This window comes from Candidatus Rokuibacteriota bacterium, assembly GCA_030647435.1.
In the GTDB taxonomy this organism is placed as follows: Bacteria; Methylomirabilota; Methylomirabilia; order Rokubacteriales; family CSP1-6; genus AR37.
In genome coordinates, this window is the sequence record JAUSJX010000166.1 from 1 (window position 1) to 16,198 (window position 16,198).

15 protein-coding genes and 1 pseudogene are annotated in these 16,198 nt (G+C 68.2%); all 16 read left to right on the plus strand.

Annotated elements, in window-relative coordinates; genetic code table 11:
- Positions 1 to 1,500 precede the first annotated feature (1,500 nt).
- On the plus strand, positions 1,501 to 1,650 hold the full coding sequence (locus Q7W02_27975) for a hypothetical protein (GenBank protein ID MDO8479965.1): 150 nt from the start codon (positions 1,501 to 1,503) through the stop codon (positions 1,648 to 1,650).
- A gap of 449 nt (positions 1,651 to 2,099) precedes the next feature.
- Positions 2,100 to 2,219 (plus strand): annotated as a pseudogene (locus Q7W02_27980) (transposase).
- Positions 2,220 to 2,350: 131 nt separating this feature from the next.
- Positions 2,351 to 3,112: a GntR family transcriptional regulator gene (locus Q7W02_27985; protein MDO8479966.1), complete on the plus strand. Its 762-nt coding sequence runs from the start codon at positions 2,351 to 2,353 to the stop codon at positions 3,110 to 3,112.
- A gap of 22 nt (positions 3,113 to 3,134) precedes the next feature.
- A complete protein-coding gene (locus Q7W02_27990) occupies positions 3,135 to 4,502 on the plus strand; it encodes an MmgE/PrpD family protein (GenBank protein MDO8479967.1) in 1,368 nt (455 codons plus the stop codon).
- Positions 4,503 to 4,540: 38 nt separating this feature from the next.
- Positions 4,541 to 5,026: a MaoC family dehydratase gene (locus tag Q7W02_27995; GenBank protein ID MDO8479968.1), complete on the plus strand. Its 486-nt coding sequence runs from the start codon at positions 4,541 to 4,543 to the stop codon at positions 5,024 to 5,026.
- A gap of 1 nt (position 5,027) precedes the next feature.
- The gene (locus Q7W02_28000) at positions 5,028 to 6,188 is read left to right on the plus strand and encodes an acyl-CoA dehydrogenase family protein (GenBank protein ID MDO8479969.1); all 1,161 of its coding nucleotides are present in this window, start codon (positions 5,028 to 5,030) and stop codon (positions 6,186 to 6,188) included.
- Between the two features lie 10 nt (positions 6,189 to 6,198).
- Positions 6,199 to 6,693, plus strand: a complete 495-nt coding sequence (locus Q7W02_28005) for a MaoC family dehydratase (GenBank protein ID MDO8479970.1) — start codon at positions 6,199 to 6,201, stop codon at positions 6,691 to 6,693.
- Positions 6,694 to 6,698: 5 nt separating this feature from the next.
- Complete coding sequence (locus Q7W02_28010) at positions 6,699 to 7,919, plus strand: CaiB/BaiF CoA-transferase family protein (protein ID MDO8479971.1); 1,221 nt, start codon at positions 6,699 to 6,701, stop codon at positions 7,917 to 7,919.
- A complete protein-coding gene (locus tag Q7W02_28015; protein MDO8479972.1) occupies positions 7,916 to 9,295 on the plus strand; it encodes an MmgE/PrpD family protein in 1,380 nt (459 codons plus the stop codon). The genes Q7W02_28010 and Q7W02_28015 overlap by 4 nt, the downstream gene beginning before the upstream one ends.
- Positions 9,292 to 10,188, plus strand: coding sequence for a CoA ester lyase (locus Q7W02_28020; GenBank protein ID MDO8479973.1), 897 nt, complete (start codon positions 9,292 to 9,294; stop codon positions 10,186 to 10,188). Before Q7W02_28015 ends, Q7W02_28020 begins: the two co-directional genes overlap by 4 nt.
- Before the next feature lie 19 nt (positions 10,189 to 10,207).
- Complete coding sequence (locus Q7W02_28025; protein MDO8479974.1) at positions 10,208 to 11,395, plus strand: amino acid ABC transporter substrate-binding protein; 1,188 nt, start codon at positions 10,208 to 10,210, stop codon at positions 11,393 to 11,395.
- Between the two features lie 18 nt (positions 11,396 to 11,413).
- Positions 11,414 to 12,286 (plus strand): branched-chain amino acid ABC transporter permease, encoded by an 873-nt coding sequence (locus Q7W02_28030; GenBank protein ID MDO8479975.1) that lies wholly within the window; start codon positions 11,414 to 11,416, stop codon positions 12,284 to 12,286.
- 64 nt (positions 12,287 to 12,350) lie between these two features.
- The gene (locus Q7W02_28035) at positions 12,351 to 13,319 is read left to right on the plus strand and encodes a branched-chain amino acid ABC transporter permease (protein MDO8479976.1); all 969 of its coding nucleotides are present in this window, start codon (positions 12,351 to 12,353) and stop codon (positions 13,317 to 13,319) included.
- 9 nt (positions 13,320 to 13,328) lie between these two features.
- A complete protein-coding gene (locus Q7W02_28040) occupies positions 13,329 to 14,036 on the plus strand; it encodes an ABC transporter ATP-binding protein (GenBank protein MDO8479977.1) in 708 nt (235 codons plus the stop codon).
- 5 nt (positions 14,037 to 14,041) lie between these two features.
- The gene (locus Q7W02_28045; GenBank protein MDO8479978.1) at positions 14,042 to 14,770 is read left to right on the plus strand and encodes an ABC transporter ATP-binding protein; all 729 of its coding nucleotides are present in this window, start codon (positions 14,042 to 14,044) and stop codon (positions 14,768 to 14,770) included.
- Positions 14,767 to 15,798, plus strand: a complete 1,032-nt coding sequence (locus tag Q7W02_28050) for an LLM class flavin-dependent oxidoreductase (protein ID MDO8479979.1) — start codon at positions 14,767 to 14,769, stop codon at positions 15,796 to 15,798. Before Q7W02_28045 ends, Q7W02_28050 begins: the two co-directional genes overlap by 4 nt.
- The last annotated feature ends 400 nt before the right edge of the window (positions 15,799 to 16,198 follow it).

Consider the following 16,198-nt stretch of genomic DNA (forward strand, 5'->3'; position numbering starts at 1 on the left):
ATATGGGTTGCCCGCCTGCAGTAGGGCGATCGCCCGGCGTCGACGCTTCTCCAACTCCCCGGCAGTGCCAAAAGGTCTCATGCCGACCAGCATAGTGAAGCACAGGCCAATCGTATGCATTATTTAGTGAAAGATCAATAAATCCTCGCCGCTCTGAAGGACCCCGGGATTCTTGCTCCTCTGCGCTCACGAGAGGGCCCAGGATTCTCAATCCTCGTGCGGTGCGCCTCGGTCCGAAAGGACCCGGGGTATCAATCCTCGGCGCTCTCAAGGAGCCCAGGACTCCTAGTCCTCTGCGCTTGCTTCAGGGCCCCGGATTTCCAATCCTCGGCGCTTTGAGAGAGCCCGGGATTCTCAGTCCTCATGTGGTGCGCCTCGGTTCGAAAGGGGACCGGGATAGTCAATCCTCGGCGCTCTGAAAGAGCCCAGGCCCCTTAGTCCTCGGCGCCTGGGACTGCTCTGAGATCTTGCTCTGCGCGAGAGGAGCATCGGATGGCCAATCCTCCATACGTCGTCAAGAGAACCAGGGTTTAGCCCCCCTACCTAAAGTAGCTTGCACTTGGGCCCCGTGTGGATATACTATGGCTTATGTCAATGATCCAAATTGAATCCACAAAAGGACCATTTGCGAAGCCCTCCATTGCTGTGAAGGCCGCTCGCGCCCTCGCTCGCGCAGATGCCATGGGTCTGCTTCCCGAACACGAGCGACGGGTCACACTGGATATATCGACATTTCTTCGATTGGCCTCACGGCTTCGTCGTGTGGGGATTGCGAGCGATGTCGGAGCATTCCTTGGCAGTCAGGAGATCGAGCATGAGCCGCAATTGCTTGAACGCTACTTGGATAGACTGGCTGATGCACTAGAAACTTCTCCAGTTCCCGCCTCCGAGTGGAAGCACTTGGTCCCCCTTCTCCGCATGGAATTGCTGCCCCGATTGCTCGGTATCTCACCAGTGAGCGTTCGCCGATATGCGCGTGCGACACGGAGCACGCCGGATGACGTAGCTGCACGGCTACACTGGCTAGCGCTTATCGTGGGTGATCTCACGGGAGCGTACAACGACTTAGGTGTTCGGCAGTGGTTTCATCGGAAGCGCGTGCAGCTCGGTGGACAGGCTCCCGTAGAGAAGCTCACTGGCACGTGGATGCCTGACGATCCGGGACCTAAGCATGTTCGCCAGCTTGCCTATGCACTCACCAGTTCGCCGGCCACATGATCCTCTTCAGGCATGTTGCACCAGCTTTCCCCTTTCTCTGGGAAACTCCAGATCAACCCCCCGGACGCTGGCACGGCGATGGTGAGGGACCAGTACACTACCTGGCAGATACGCCGGAAGGGGCGTGGGCCGAGTTCCTTCGTCATGAGGGAATTACACAACCAGACGAACTCGCAGGAATTCAGCGTGCTATTTGGGCAATCGACATTCCAGATGATCTCGTTGCCGCAGCCGCCGAACCGGCTTTACCAGAGGCGGACCTTCTTGGCGGGATGGTGACATATGTCAATTGTCAAGCAGAAGCGCGCAATCTACGGGCCGGCGGCATCGGTGTCCTTCGTGCTCCGTCGGCTGCGTTGCTTCGCGGTGGCGCACACGGTTGGAATGTTCATGGAGGACTGCAACCAGGTCCTGCCCGCGACGGCCAGGTAATTGTCCTCTTTGGTCTTAGACCAGACTTGCTCGCTTGGAACGTAGTGGAAGAAGGTCGTCCGGGTCCAAATCTCTTGCCTCGCGTCAGACCGCTTACTCCCTAGGGCGAAGCCGCGTCGACCTGTAGGAGACATTCACCTTAGACTCGCGATCGTCGGCCGTTGCGGAGCTCTTGAGGATTGCCAGTCTTCCGGCACCTTCGCTACTGCAAAGCTAGCACTGCTCACTGCCGTTGATAAGACACGCGGTCAGTTCAGCTCTTTTAATGTCCCGCTGCAAGTCATCGATACTCTCGGCGACCATGGTGGCAAGTAGACGGACCTTCTCGCGCGTAATGCACAGGGGTGGGGCCAACCGCAGCACGCTCCTGACGTCCCCCCGCAAGACTGGCCTACCGGGAGCGTGAGTTTTCCGGCAAGCTGAGCACCCCCCAGGGAAGGGGCTTGTCGATGAAGAAAGCCCGCTACACCGAGGAGCAGATCGCCTTTGCCGTGCGCCAGGCCGAGACCGGGACCGCCGTCGCCGAGGTCTGCCGCAAGCCCGGGATCTCCGAGCAGACCTTCTACCGCTGAAAGAAGCAGTACGCCGGCCTGGGCGTGGGCGATATCGGGCGGCTCAAGCAGCTCGACTCCCTGGGGGCTTGACACCGGGCCACAACGTGGAGTATTCCCTGTATATCGTGTATGCAAGAGGCGACTCATTGAAGCGTCGCATCCCGAAACGAGCGCGCCGGACGTCGTCGGTGCGCGGCCCCCGGCTCCTCCGGGACCTGGTGTACGACCGGGTCAAGGAGTGGATCATCACCGGCGAGTTCGTACCCGGCGAGTTCCTCGGCGAGGCGTCACTCGCCGATCGCCTCGGCGTCAGCCGCACCCCGGTCCGCGAGACGCTCGGGCACCTGGAGCGCGACGGGCTCGTGCAGATCGTGCCGCATCGAGGCGCCTTCATTCGCTGGCCGTCCCCGAAGGACGTGGAGGAGCGCTTCGACATCCGCATCGCGATCGAGACGCTCGCCCTGCGCCGCGCGTTCCCGAAACTCACGAAGGAGGTGCTCCTGGACCTACTCCAGCGCGTGCGTGCCCAGCGCGGCCGCATCGAGCAGGCGTCCTACCAGGAGATCGAGCAGCTCTCGATCCAGGTCCACATGGCGGTGCTCGAGGTGGCCGGCAACCGGCGCATCATCGACCTCACCCACCAGCTGCGCGAGCAGGTCTACATCGCCAGCACCCTCTATCGGAACCCGGACGGCACGGTGAGCCTGCCGCGCGTGCGCCAGGTCGCCGACGACCACGAGGCGATCATCATCGCGCTGCTCGACCGCAATCTCGAACGCGCCGCAAGCGAGCTCGAGGCGCATCTCGTCCGCACCAAGGACATGGTGATCGCGGCCGTGCAGGACGCGCAGCTCCAGACGACGACACTGGGCGCCGCGTCGGTGACCGCGGTGCGGCCCACGAGATGACCAGGCGACGGCGGGACTGTCGATGACCACGGTGTCCGAGCAGTTCGCCGCGTTCGCGCTCGATCTCCGCTGGGAGGACGTGCCCGACGACGTGCGCGCGCTGGCGCGAGGGCACTTCCTCGATGCGCTCGGGATCGCGCTCGCGTCCTCGCGGATGGACTTCGCCACCGCTGTTCACGGCGCCGCCCTCTCACTCGGCGCCGGCAGCGATGCGACCGCGATCGGGTTCGGCACGAGGCTGCCCGCGCCATCGGCGGCGCTGGTCAACGGCACGCTGACGCACGGCCTCGATTTCGATGACACGCACATCGAGGCGGTCTACCACGCGAGCGCGCCGGCGTTCGCCGCCGCGCTCGCGGCCGGCGAAGCTGCGGGCGCGGACGGTCGCAGCACGCTCGTCGCATTCGTCGTCGGACTCGAGCTCGGCTGCCGTCTCGCCGGCGCTGCGCCGGGAGCGTTCCACGACCGTGGCTTCCATCCGACGGCGCTCTGCGGGACATTCGCGTCCGCCGCCGTCGCGGCGCGTCTGGCGGTGGACGACCGGACGGCGCTCGTGAACGCGCTCGGTCTCTGCGGCAGTCAGGCTGCGGGGATCCTCGAGCTGCGCGAGTCATGGCTCAAGCGGCTGCATCCGGGATGGGCCGCGCACAGCGGCCTCGTCGCGGCGGCGCTCGGCCGTCACGGGTTTCGCGGCCCGGCGACGGTGTTCGAGGGGCCGCACGGCTTCTTCGCGTCACACCTCGGCCGCGTTCCGGACGGCTCGGAGTCGCCAGCTCACGAGCTGGGTACGCGCTGGACTGCGCGCGGCATCGCGTTGAAGCCGTACCCGTGCTGCCACTTCGTGCACGCGTTCGTCGACGCGGCGCTGGCCCTTCGGGAGCAGGTGCGCGGCGAGGACATCGAACGCATCGATTGTCCGCTGACTCCCCGGCTCCAGTCGCTCGTCGGCGAGCCGCGCGAGCGACGGATCGAGCCGCCGACGATCTACGACGCGCTCTTCAGCGTGCCGTACGCGGTCGCGCTCGCGCTCGTCAAGGGTCGCGTCGATCTCGCGGCATTCTACGACGAGCCGCTCGACGATCCCGCAGTCCTGGCGGTCGCCGCGAAGACGTTCTGCCCGGACGATGTCGCGAGCGACTATCCGAAGCACTTTCCGGGGGAGGTGCGCATCACGCTCAAGGACGGACGCACACTCCAGCGCCGGGAGCCGACGAGCCGCGGGACGCCGGAGCGACGGCTCGCGCCGGGCGACATCGAGGCGAAGTTCTTCCAGAACGCGACGCGTGCCGTCCCGGAGCGCGACGCGAAGCGCATCGTGGACATGGTGTGGGAGCTCGAGCGGCTGCCGGAGATCGGCGCGCTCGTGCGCGAGTGCGTGCGCCGGGGCTGACCCGGCGCGCGTCGGACAGGATCGAGGGAGGCGAGGGGATGGCGATCAAGCGCGTGCCGCGAGGCTGTTTCTACGACGACTTCACCGAAGGGCGTGTCTTCGAGCACCACTGGGGCCGGACGCTCACCACGGGGGACGGCCTGCTCTTCAATAACTTGACGATGAATTACAACCCCATCTACTTCAACGTCGAGTACGCACGGCGACTGGGCTACGACGGGATGGTGGTGGCCCCGCTGCTCGTCATGACCACCGTGCTGGGGCTCACCGTGGAGGATCTGTCGGAGGCCGGCGGTCCGTTCCTCGGCATCGACGACGTGAAGTTCCTGCGCCCGGTGTATGCCGGCGATACGCTGTACGCCCGCTCGAAGGTACTGAGCCGCCGCGAGTCGCAGTCGCGGCCGGGATGGGGAATCGTCGAGTGGCACACGAGCGGCGTTAACCAGCGCGGTGAGCCGGTGCTCGAGTACCGCCGCCGCAATCTCACGCGAAAGCGCGACGTCGCGATCGCCGCGGGGGGCTGACATGAGCTTTTTGAGGCCGGAGCACGAGGAGCTGAAGCGCATCACCCGCGCGTTCACGAACAAAGAGGTCGTCCCCATCGCGGACGCCCTCGATCGCGAGGAGGCCGAGATCCCCGCGCCGCTGCTCCAAAAGATGGCGGAGATGGGGTTCTTCGGGCTGCTCGTGCCGAAGGACTACGGCGGGCTCGGCCTCGACGCGCTGTCGCTCTGCGTCGTCACCGAGGAGCTCGCGCGCGGCTGGCTCTCCGTCGGCAGCGTCATCGCGCGCAACGTGCTGTGCGGCCACATCCTGTACAAGGCCGGGACCGAGGCGCAGAAGCGACGCTTCCTGCCGGGCATGGCTGACGGCGCGCTCCAGAGCGCGTCGGCGGGCACGGAGCCCGAGGCGGGCTCCGACGCCGCGAACATCAAGACGGTGGCGCGTCGGAAGAACGGCCACTACGTGCTGAACGGCTCCAAGATGTTCTGCACGTTCGCGAACCAGGCGCACGTGCTCTTCACCTACACGCGCACGTCCACCGAGCAGAAGCACGGCGGCATCAGCCTCCTGCTCGTCGAGAAGAAGCCGGGTGAGCAGTTCCAGCCGCCGCAGCTCACGGGCAACCGCATTCGCACCGTCGGCTACCACGGCATGAACACGTACGCGCTCTTCTTCGACGGGCTCGAGGTGCCGGCGGAGAACCTCGTGGGTGGCGTGGAAGGGCGGGGGTTCAAGCAGCTCATGCACGGCTACGAGGTCGCGAGGATCCAGTTCGCGTTCCGTTGCATCGGGCTCGTGCAGGCGGCGTACGAGGCGGCCGTAGCCTACGCGCAGCAGCGCGTGCAGTTCGGTAAGGCCATCGCGAACTTCCAGGCGGTGCGCTTCAAGCTCGCCGACATGGCGACCGAGATCGAGGCCGCGCGCCAGCTCGGGTACCTCGCGGCGGAGAAATTCGACCGCGGCGAGCGCGCCGATCTCGAGGCCGGCATGGCGAAGCTCTTCGCCGCCGAGGTGGCGCACCGGCACTGCTGGAACGCGCTGCAGATCCACGGCGGCTACGGCTACACGCGCGAGTACCCGGTCAACCGCTACTGGCGCGACTCGGGTCTGCTGCCGATCGGCGAGGGCACGAGCGAGATCCAACGGGAGATCATCGCCCGCCGCATTCTCGGCGAGAGATGAGGGGCACGACATGCCGATCACCGGGACGGGGAACTACGTCGAGGACTTTCAGGTCGGGGACGTCTACGAGCACGTCCGCGGGCGCACCGTCACGAACATGGACAACTACCTCGTGACGCACATGACCATGAACACCGCGCAGGCGCACTTCAACCTGCCGTACGCGAAGCAGATGATGGGGGGGTACTTCGCGGAACGGCTGGTCGTCGGCCCGTGCACGATCGCGATCGTGGTCGGGCTCACGAGCGAGGACATGAGCGAGAACGCCTTCATGGACCTCGGCCTCACCGCGATCCGCCTGCCGAACCCAGTGTTCGCGGGCGACACACTCCACGCGAAGAGCGAGGTGTTGGAGGTGCGCCAGAGCGACCGTCCGGACGCCGGCATCGTCCGGTACAAGTTCACCGGCTTCAAGGACGGTGGCGTCGTGGTGGCCGAGGGGGAGCGGACGATCCTCGTCAAGACACGCGCGGCCTGGGCGAAGGCCGACGGGCACGAGGCCTGAGCGTCATGGCGGGCGGGCTCGAGGGCATCACGATCGTCGACCTCACGCAGGGCGTCGCCGGGCCGTTCGCGACGCGGCTCTTCTCCCAGATGGGCGCCCGCATCATCAAGGTGGAGCGCCCAGGGGCGGGCGATCTGATCCGGCACTGGGACACGATCGTTGGCGGCATGTGCTCGGGCCACGCCTGGGTGAACCCCGGCAAGGAGAGTCTTGCGCTCGACCTCAAGAGCGAGGCGGGTCGCGAGATCCTCGTGGACCTCGTGCGGCATGCCGACGTCCTCATCGAGAACTTCGTGCCGGGCACCCTCGAGCGCTGGGGGCTGGTCTGGGAGAAGTTCCGCGAGGCCAACCCGCGGCTCATCTTCTGTCGGGTGTCGGGCTTCGGCCAGGACGGCCCGTATCGCGACCGCGCGGCGCTCGACCTGATCATGCAGGGCGAGACGGGGCTGATCCCGACGAACGGCGCGCCGGAGACGCCGGCGAAGATCTCGCTCTCGGTGTGTGACATCTCGGCGGCGATGTACGCGACCATCGCGATCCTGCAGGCCCTCTACCACCGCGAGCACAGCGGCCAGGGTCAGAAGATCGAGGTCGCGCTCTTCGACACGACCCTCACGTGGACGGGTTACTTCCCGTACATGTACTGGTACCGTGGGGAGTTGCCCAAGCGCGTCGGCCTTCACCACCACACGATGACGCCGTATGGGCCGTACACCGCGAAGGACGGCCGCGCGGTGATCCTCGCGGCCGGCTCGGGCGCCCGCGAGCTGTGGGAGCGGTTCTGCCAGGCGATTCGGCTTCCGGAGATCGTCGACCACGAGCGCTTCTCCACGAACAGTCTGCGGATGGAGCACCGCGCGGAGCTGGACGCGATCGTGTCCGCGGCGATCGCGAAGGAGGACCGCGAGTACTGGCTGGAGCGCTTCCACAAGTTCGGCGTGCCCGCGGGCGCTCTCAGGGACCTCGGCGAGGCGCTCGCCCATCCGCGCCTGCAGTTCCGGAACCTCGTCAAGGAGGTACCGAGCACCGCGGGCAAGGTCAAGGTGTTCGACTACCCGCCGGAGTTTTCGGAGCTCGGGTCGGTGAACGCGCTCGGGCCGCCGGCGCTCGGCGAGCACACGGCGCCGATCCTGCGCGAGCTCGGGCTGTCGGACGCCGACATCGCGTCGCTCGCCGCGTCGGGCGTCGTGGAGGTGTATCGGCCGGATTCGAAAGCGACGCGATGATGGATACGGCCGACCGGACTCTCACGCTCGCGGAGTTCGTCTCGGCGCTCACGCTCGAGCGGGTGCCCGCCGACGCCCAGGACCGCCTGAAGCAGTGCCTGCTCGACTTTATCGGGATCTCGGCGTTCGCCGCCGTGCAGGCCGAGTCGAGCGGACCGTTCCGGCAGGCCGTGCTTGCGCTCGCGCCGCGGCCCGGTCCGGGCACCGTCGTCGGCGAGGCGCGCGGCTACCCGTTCCAGTACGCGGCGCTGCTGAACGGCGCGTTCGCGCATACGCTCGATTTCGACGACACGAACCTGTTCGGCGCGCTCCATCCGGGCGCGCCGGTGATTCCCGCCGCGCTCGCGATGGCGGAGCAGGAGGGCGCCTCGGGCGCGCGGTTCCTCGAGGCGCTCGCTGCCGGCTACGAGGTCGCGTGCCGCGTGGGCGCTGCGCTCGGGCAGACGGCGTACGACCGCGGCTTCCACATCACCGCGGTGGCGGGCATCTTCGGCGCCGTCGCGGCCGGCGCGAAGGTCCTCGGCCTCGACCCCCCGTGCACGGTCGACGCCTTCGGCATCGCGCTGAGCCAGGCGGCCGGGTCGATGCAGTACCTCGAGAACGGCGCGTGGACGAAGCGCCTGCATCCGGGCTTCGCCGCGCACGATGCGCTGATGTCGCTCGCACTGGCGCGGGCCGGCGTGCGCGGAGCGGCACGCCCCATCGACGGCCGATACGGGCTGCTCACCGGCTACTCGAACGAGCCGACCCCGAAGCATCTCGTCGACCGCCTCGGCGAGCGCTGGGCGCTGACCGAGACGGCGATCAAGCCGTACCCGTCCTGCCGTCTCGCGCACGGCGCGATCGACGCTGCGCTGTCACTGAGGGATCGCGCGGCGGCGGATGCCCGCGAGCGCGCGGCCGTCGAGATCCGGCTCTCGCCGAAGGGATATCAGATCGTCGGCGAGGCGCTGCCGCAGAAGGTGCACCCGCGGAACATCGTCGAGGGACAGTTCAGCGTCTACTTCCAGACGGCCGTCGCGTGGCTCGACGGGCGGGTGGACTGGGCGAGCTACGACCGCATCGGCGACGGGCGCGTGCACGCGCTGATGGAGCGCATCCGCGTGAAGGCGGACGAGACCATCCCGTTGGCGGGCGCGGAGGTGGTGGTCACCGTCGATGGCCAGGAGCTGAGAGCGCGGGTCGAGCAGCCGCTCGGCGAGCCCGAGTGCCCCGTGTCGTGGGACCGGCTCGAGACGAAGTTCAGCGGTCTCGCGAGCGGCGTGCTCGGAACGGCGCGCGCGCGGCGCGTGATCACGACCGTGCGCGCGATCGAAGCGGAGCCGACCGTGCCCCGGTGGGCGCACTCGCTCCGCGCCCGAGGGCGTGGGCGGTGAGCGGGCGCGAGCGGCTTCGCAGGAGCCAGCTGGTCACGCCCGCGGCGACGTTCCGGATGATCGAAAAGGCCGCGGGGCTTGACTGCGACTCGCTGATCCTGGACCTCGAGGACGCCGTCACCCCGTCGATGAAGCCGGCGGCGCGCGAGAACGTGCGGAAGGCGATGAGCAATCTCGCGTTCGGCGACAAGGAGGTCGGCGTGCGGATCAACGGCGTCACGACGCCGCACTTCCTCGACGACCTCCTGGCGCTCGAGGGGCTCCCGGTCGACACCATCGTCGTGCCGAAGGTGAACCGGCCCGAGGACGTGGCGGTCGTGGACGTCCTGCTCCGGCAGCTCGAAGGGCGCGGGAGCCGCGCGGGCGTCACGCTCCAGCTCCTCATCGAGACCGCGATCGGGCTCGAAGCGGCGGCGGATATCGCACGGGCGTCCAACCGCGTGGTGTCGCTGATCTTCGGCGCGGGCGACTTCACGGCGGACACCGGGATCGCCTTCACGCCGCGCGGCCTCTTCTACGCGCGCGCCCGCGTCGTCGCCGCCGCCGCCGCGGCCCGCGTGCAGGCGCTCGACCACGTGCACCCCGCGATCCAGGACCTCGATGGCCTGCGCGAGGCGGCGCGGGACGCGCGCGAGCTCGGCTTCCAGGGCAAGTGGGCGATCCACCCGGCGCAGGTGCCGGTCATCAACGAGGTGTTCGCGCCGACGCTCGACGAGGTCCGCGAGGCGCGCAGGGTGATCGAGGCGTACGAGGCGGCGAAGGCAGGAGGCCAGGGCGCGATCACGGTCGATGGCGCGCTCGTGGACGAGGCGATGCTGAAACTCATGGAGCGACGCGCCGCGGCGGCGCGGAAGCTCGGGCTCTGGGACCGCGGCGGCCCGGTGCATTCATAACCGGCACAAGGGGGAAATCATGAGGACACGTTGGTACGCGCTCGTCGCAGTTGCCGCGCTCGCGGCCCTGGCAGCCGGAACGCTCTCGCCCGCTTCGGGACAGAATCCCATCGTGGTCGGCGCCTCGATCTCGCAGACGGGACGCCTTGCCGTGACGGCCACGTACGTCCTCCAGGCGTACCAGCTCTGGGTGGACGACGTGAACGCGAAGGGCGGCCTGCTCGGCCGACCCGTCACGCTGAAGGTCTACGACGACAAGAGCGACCCCGGCACGGGCGCGAAGCTCTACGAGAAGCTCATCGTCGACGACAAGGTCGACCTCGTCGCGGGGCCGTACTCGACGCCGGTGTCGGCGGCGGCGAGCACCGTCACCGAGAAGTACAAGAAGGTGATGGTCGCGCCGATGGCCGCGGGTGACGCGCTGTGGAAGCGCGGCTACCGCTACCTGATCCAGACGCTCACGCCGTCGAGCCTCTACTACATCGGGGTGGTGGACCTCGCGCTCGAGCGCGGACTGAAGACCATTGCGTTCATGAGCGAGGATTCGGAGGCGCTCCGCGTCGCGACGCCGGCCGCGGCGGACCTCGCGCAGAAGAAGGGGCTCAAGGTCGTCCACAACGAGTACTTCCCGCGCGGGACAACCGACTTCTCCGCGATGCTGATGCGCATCAAGGCCCTCGGCGCCGACGTGCTCGTCTGCGGATGCTACGAGCCTGAGTCGGTCCTCTCGGTGCGGCAGTCGAAGGAGATCGACTACAGCCCGAGGCTCCTCTTCGCGGGGCACGGCGCGGCCGTGCCGGAGTTCTACAAAGCGCTCGGCAAGGACGCCGAGTTCGTGCTCGCCTCCGACCACTGGGACTCGCGCATGAAGACGCCGGGCAATGCCGAGTTCGTCGAGCGGTTCAAGAAGAAGTACGGTCGCGAGCCGAACTACCACGCCGCCGGGACGTACGGCGGGATGCAGGTGTTCGAAGCGGGCGTGCGAAAGGCGGGCTCGCTCGACCAGGACAAGATCCGGCAGGCGCTCGGCGAGCTCGACCTCGTGACGATCTTCGGGCGCTACAAGGTGAGCGAGACGGGTGGCCAGATCGCCAAGACGAGCATCATCGTTCAGTGGCAGGGCGGCAAGAAGGAGATCCTGTGGCCCGGCGAGACGGCAACGGCCAAGGCGATGTTGCCCGCGCCGCCGTGGGCCGAGCGGCGGTAGCGGGAGGCGCGCGAGCGGATGCTCTGGGAACCGGTCCTCTGGGGCCAGCTCCTGATCCACGGCGTGATGCTGGGAGGGCTCTACGGCCTTCTGGCCCTCGGTCTGAACCTCGTGTTCGGTGTCATGCGCGTGATCAACTTCGCCCACGGCGAGCTCGTGATGCTGGGCGCGTTCCTCACGTTCTGGGGCTACACCGCGCTCGGCCTCCATCCGCTCGTGGCGCTGCCGTTCTCCGCGGCCGTGCTCTTCGGCGTCGGCTGGGCTCTTCAGCGCTTCCTGATGGAGCGCGTGCTCGGGGGCCAGCCGATGGCGGCGCTCCTCGTCACGTTCGGCCTCTCGCTTATCATCATCAACGTAGGGCTCCTCGTCTTCGGCGCCGACATCCGCTCGATCCCGCTGGTCAGCGGCTCCCTGCGCGTCGCCGGCTTCGTCATCCCGAAGGCGCGGGGCCTCGCGTTCCTGACCGCCATGGCACTCACCGTGGCCACCGTGGCGTTCCTCAGATGGACGGCGCTCGGCCGAGCGATCCGCGCGACCGCTCAGCACCCGGAGGTCGCGATCACGTGCGGCGTCGACGTGCGTCGCACCCGGCTCGTCACCTTCGGGCTCGGGGCGGCGCTCGGCGCCGCCGCCGGCTCCCTCATCATGCTGATCCTGCCGATGGACCCGCAGAGCGGGAGCCTCCTCATCCTGAAGGCTTTCGCCGTGATCATCGTGGGCGGGCTCGGCAGCGTGGCGGGGGGCCTCCTCGGCGCACTCGTCCTCGGTATCGCGGAGGTTTTCGGCTCGTTCTTCATCGCCACGGTGTTCGGCGAGGTCATGGCGTACGTGCTGATGCTGCTGGTCCTCCTCGTCCGGCCGGCGGGCCTGCTGGGGATCGCGGAGCGATGACGCCCTGCTTCCCTGCCATGCCTCACCCACTTACCTTGCGGCCTCGCGGCCCCCGGTACTGTTAATGCCCCGCGCCCTGCTCGTCGGCCTCGTGCTCGCTGGCGTCGGGGCCGTACCGCTCGTCGCCAACAACTACGTGCTCTCCGTCCTGATCTCGCTCGCGATGTTCACGGGGCTCGCGTACGCGTGGAACATCATCTCGGGCTACACGGGGTACTTGTCGTTCGGGCAAGTCACGTTCTTCGGCGTCGGCGCGTACACGGCGGCAATCCTGATCATCAAGCTCCACGTCGCGTGGCCGCTCGCCGCGCTCGCCGGCGGCGTCCTCGCCGCGTTCCTGTCGATGCCGCTCGGGTGGATCATGCTGCGGCTCCGCGGGCCGTACTTCGCCATCGGCATGCTGGGACTCTCGCGGATTGCAGAGCGCATCGCGTTCGCCTGGGAGCCGGTGACGGACGGCGGCCGCGGCCTCTACCTGCCGCCGGTGCTGGACCTCAGGGCCGTGTACTGGGCCGTGGTGCTCGTCGGCGCCGCCCTTGTCGGGATCACGTCGCTCCTTGACAACTCGCGCTTCGGCCTCCGGCTGCTCGCCATCCGGGAGGACGAGGGCGGCGCCGACAACCTCGGCATCAACACCACGCTCGCGAAGCTCCAGGCCTTCGTGCTGAGCGCGTTCTTCCCCGGCGTCCTCGGCGGGATCTACGCCTGGCACGTGAGCTACATCGACCCCGTGATGGCGTTCGCGACGCAGGTCGACCTGACGGCGATCGTCGCGGTGCTCCTCGGCGGCGCCGGCACCGTGTGGGGGCCGCTGATCGGCGGGGTCACGCTTTCGCTCCTGGCCGAGTTCCTGTGGGCGCGGTTCCCGTTCATCCACACGGCGCTGTTCGGCGCGCTCGTGATCGCCACCGTGCTCTTCCTCCCGAAAGGTCTGGCCGACGCGTTCCGGCGGCGCGGGTGGCTCGCGCCCGGCCGGGCGTTCCTGCGGCGACTCGCCGCGCGCCAGGCGCCGCAGGAAGCGGCGCCGGAGTAGCGCTGACCGGTGCTGCACGTCGAGGGGCTCGAGAAGCGCTTCGGCGGTCTCCGAGCCGTCAACGGGGCGACCTTCCACCTGCAGCCGGGTGTCATCACCGCGCTGATCGGACCGAACGGCTCGGGGAAGACCACGACGTTCGACCTGATCACCGGCAACGTTCGCCCGAACGCCGGCGTCGTGCGTTTCGAGGGCCGCGACATCACCGGTCTCTCGCCGTGGCAGGTGGCACGGCTCGGTCTCGGGCGGACGTTCCAGCTCCCGCGTCTCTTCGGCGAGATGACCGTCCTCGAGAACATGACGGCCGCGGTGCGGGAGGGGACGCTGCGCGAGGTGGTGCACCGGGCCCTCAACCTGCTCGATTTCGTCGGGCTCACCGCCCACGCCGATGCGCCGGCGTCGAGCCTCTCCTATGGCCAGCGGAAGCTCGCCGAGCTCGCCCGCGTGCTCATGCTCCGGCCTCGCCTGGTGCTCCTCGACGAGCCGTTCGCCGGCGTCAACCCCACGCTCGCGCGCGCCATCGCCGACCGTCTGCTGGCGCTCCAGCAGAAGGGCACGACGTTCCTGGTCATCGACCACGACATGCCGCTCGTCATGGGGCTCGCGGAGACCGTGCTCGTCATGGACATGGGGAGCGTGATTGCCGAGGGCGCGCCGAAGGACGTGCGCGAAGATCCGCGCGTGCGCGAGGCCTACTTCGGGACGGCGCGGCCATGAGCGCGCTGCTCGAGGTGGTCGGCCTTTCCACTGGGTACGGCATCGTGCAGGTGCTCGAGGACGTCTCGATCCGCGTCGCCTCGGGCGAGATCGTGAGCCTCATCGGCCCAAACGGGGCGGGGAAGTCCACGGTGCTCCGGAGCGTCGTCGGGCTGCTGCCCCCGTGGCGCGGGGACATCCGCTTCGATGGGCGTGACCTCGTCGGCCGGCCGCCGCACCTGCTACCGCGTGACGGTCTCATGTACGTGCCGCAGGGGCGCGTCGTGTTTCCGCTCATGACCGTGCGCGAAAACCTCGAGATGGGCGCGTTCCTGTTCCGCCGCGACCGTGCCCGCGTGCGCGAGGCGATGGACTGGGTGCTCGGCCTGTTCCCACGCCTGCGCGAGCGGCTTGGACAGCTCGCCGGCACAATGTCCGGCGGCGAGCAGCAGATGTGCGCGATCGCCCGCGGGCTCATGGCGCGCCCGCGCCTGCTTCTCCTCGACGAGCCGTCGCTCGGCCTCGCGCCCCGCTTCGTCGACCTCGTCTTCGAGAAGATGGACGCGCTGCGCGCCGCCGGCGTCGCCGTGCTCCTGGTCGAGCAGAACGCGGTGCGAGCGCTCGAGATTGCGGACCGGGCCTACGTGATGGCGCGCGGGAGCACGTTCTGCGAGGGCACCGGGCGCGCGCTCCTCGAGGACGCGCAGGTCCAGGCGCTGTTCCTCGGAGGGCGAAAGGGCGAGGGCTGGCGATGAAGCTTGGCGTGTTCCTGATGCCGCAGCAGCCGCGGACCGATGACCCGGTCCGGCGCTTCCGCGAGTGCCTCGAGCAGACGCGACTCGCGCGCGACGCGGGCTTCGACGCGGTCGCCGCCGGCCACCACTACGTCTCGCCGCCTTACCAGGCGCTGCAGAACCTGCCGCTGCTCGCGCGCCTCGCCGGCGAGACCGGCTCGATGGACCTCGTGCTGTCGATCGTCCTGCTCGCGCTCCTCAACCCAGTGCAGGTGGCCGAGGACGTTGCCACACTCGACATCATGTCCGAGGGGCGCGTGGTGTTCGGGATCGGGCTGGGGTATCGAGAGGCCGAGTACGAGGCCTTCGGCGTGGCCCGGCCTGACGGTGTACCCCGGATGCTCGAGGCACTCGAGCTCTTGAAGCGGCTGTGGACGGAGGACGGCGTGACGCACGAGGGCCGCTTCTTCCGCCTGCACGGAGCCACGTGCACGATCCGTCCCGTGCAGAAGCCGTTCCCGCCGGTCTGGATCGCGGCGAACGCGGACGCCGCCGTCGCGCGCGCCGCGCGGCTCGGCTACGCGTGGTATGCGAATCCGCATGCGCCGCTCGCGACGATCGAGCGTCAGTGGCGGCTCTACAAGGAAACGCTCGCTGGATCGGGCCACGCGCTGCGCCCTTGGCGACCGATCGCGCTCGAATGCCACGTGGCACCGACTCGCGAGGAGGCGTTCGACATCGCGCGGCCGTTCCTCGCATCGAAGTACGCCGCGTATGCGGACTGGGGGCAGGACAAGGTGCTGCCAGGGGACGAGAACTTCCGGATCGGGTTCGAGAAGCTGGCGCGGGACCGCTTCCTCCTCGGCACGGCGGAGGACGTCATCGAGCAGCTCGAGGCGCGAGTGAAGCGGCTGGAGTCGAACTACTTCATCCTGCGCGTCAGCTGGCCCGGGATGGAGCACGCGAAAGTGCTGCAGGTGATCGAGCGCCTCGCTGCGGGAGTACTGCCGCACTTCCACAGAAAGTACGGCCGCTCCCTCTCCTCCTGATCGGCGCGGCGCATAGTCAGGACAAAGGCCCTCTCTGCGCTGCCGGTCCCGCGCGAGCCGGGCGGCGGGCCGCCCTGGCGGACCCCGGTCTCTCGCCGGGACCCGGCGGGTGAGGGAGAGCGCCACGCCTCCGGCTCTCGATCGTCCTCTGGCTGGTGAAGTGTTCCCGGGTTTTCCCGCGTAGCTTCTCTCTGATCCAGCACGTCACCTGATTGACTCGGACTGTACTCGTACCGAGTGACTTGATGTCATCGGTCTCGAGCCGTCTTCACCTAGGACTGTGATGTTCCCTAAGGTTGCGAATGAGAGCGGATCGCGACGAATCATGTATCTGATGGAGGAGATGGAGCCGGGACTGAAAATCCTGGTGTCGGCGGTTCAATCCCGTCCCTGCCCACCA

Coding starts and splice junctions, on each gene's coding strand:
- Q7W02_27975 (MDO8479965.1), top strand. CDS start 1,501: ATGTCAATTGTCAAGCAGAAGCGCGCAATCTACGGGCCGGCGGCATCG.
- Q7W02_27990 (MDO8479967.1), top strand. CDS start 3,135: ATGACCACGGTGTCCGAGCAGTTCGCCGCGTTCGCGCTCGATCTCCGC.
- Q7W02_27995 (MDO8479968.1), top strand. CDS start 4,541: ATGGCGATCAAGCGCGTGCCGCGAGGCTGTTTCTACGACGACTTCACC.
- Q7W02_28000 (MDO8479969.1), top strand. CDS start 5,028: ATGAGCTTTTTGAGGCCGGAGCACGAGGAGCTGAAGCGCATCACCCGC.
- Q7W02_28005 (MDO8479970.1), top strand. CDS start 6,199: ATGCCGATCACCGGGACGGGGAACTACGTCGAGGACTTTCAGGTCGGG.
- Q7W02_28010 (MDO8479971.1), top strand. CDS start 6,699: ATGGCGGGCGGGCTCGAGGGCATCACGATCGTCGACCTCACGCAGGGC.
- Q7W02_28015 (MDO8479972.1), top strand. CDS start 7,916: ATGATGGATACGGCCGACCGGACTCTCACGCTCGCGGAGTTCGTCTCG.
- Q7W02_28025 (MDO8479974.1), top strand. CDS start 10,208: ATGAGGACACGTTGGTACGCGCTCGTCGCAGTTGCCGCGCTCGCGGCC.
- Q7W02_28030 (MDO8479975.1), top strand. CDS start 11,414: ATGCTCTGGGAACCGGTCCTCTGGGGCCAGCTCCTGATCCACGGCGTG.
- Q7W02_28035 (MDO8479976.1), top strand. CDS start 12,351: ATGCCCCGCGCCCTGCTCGTCGGCCTCGTGCTCGCTGGCGTCGGGGCC.
- Q7W02_28050 (MDO8479979.1), top strand. CDS start 14,767: ATGAAGCTTGGCGTGTTCCTGATGCCGCAGCAGCCGCGGACCGATGAC.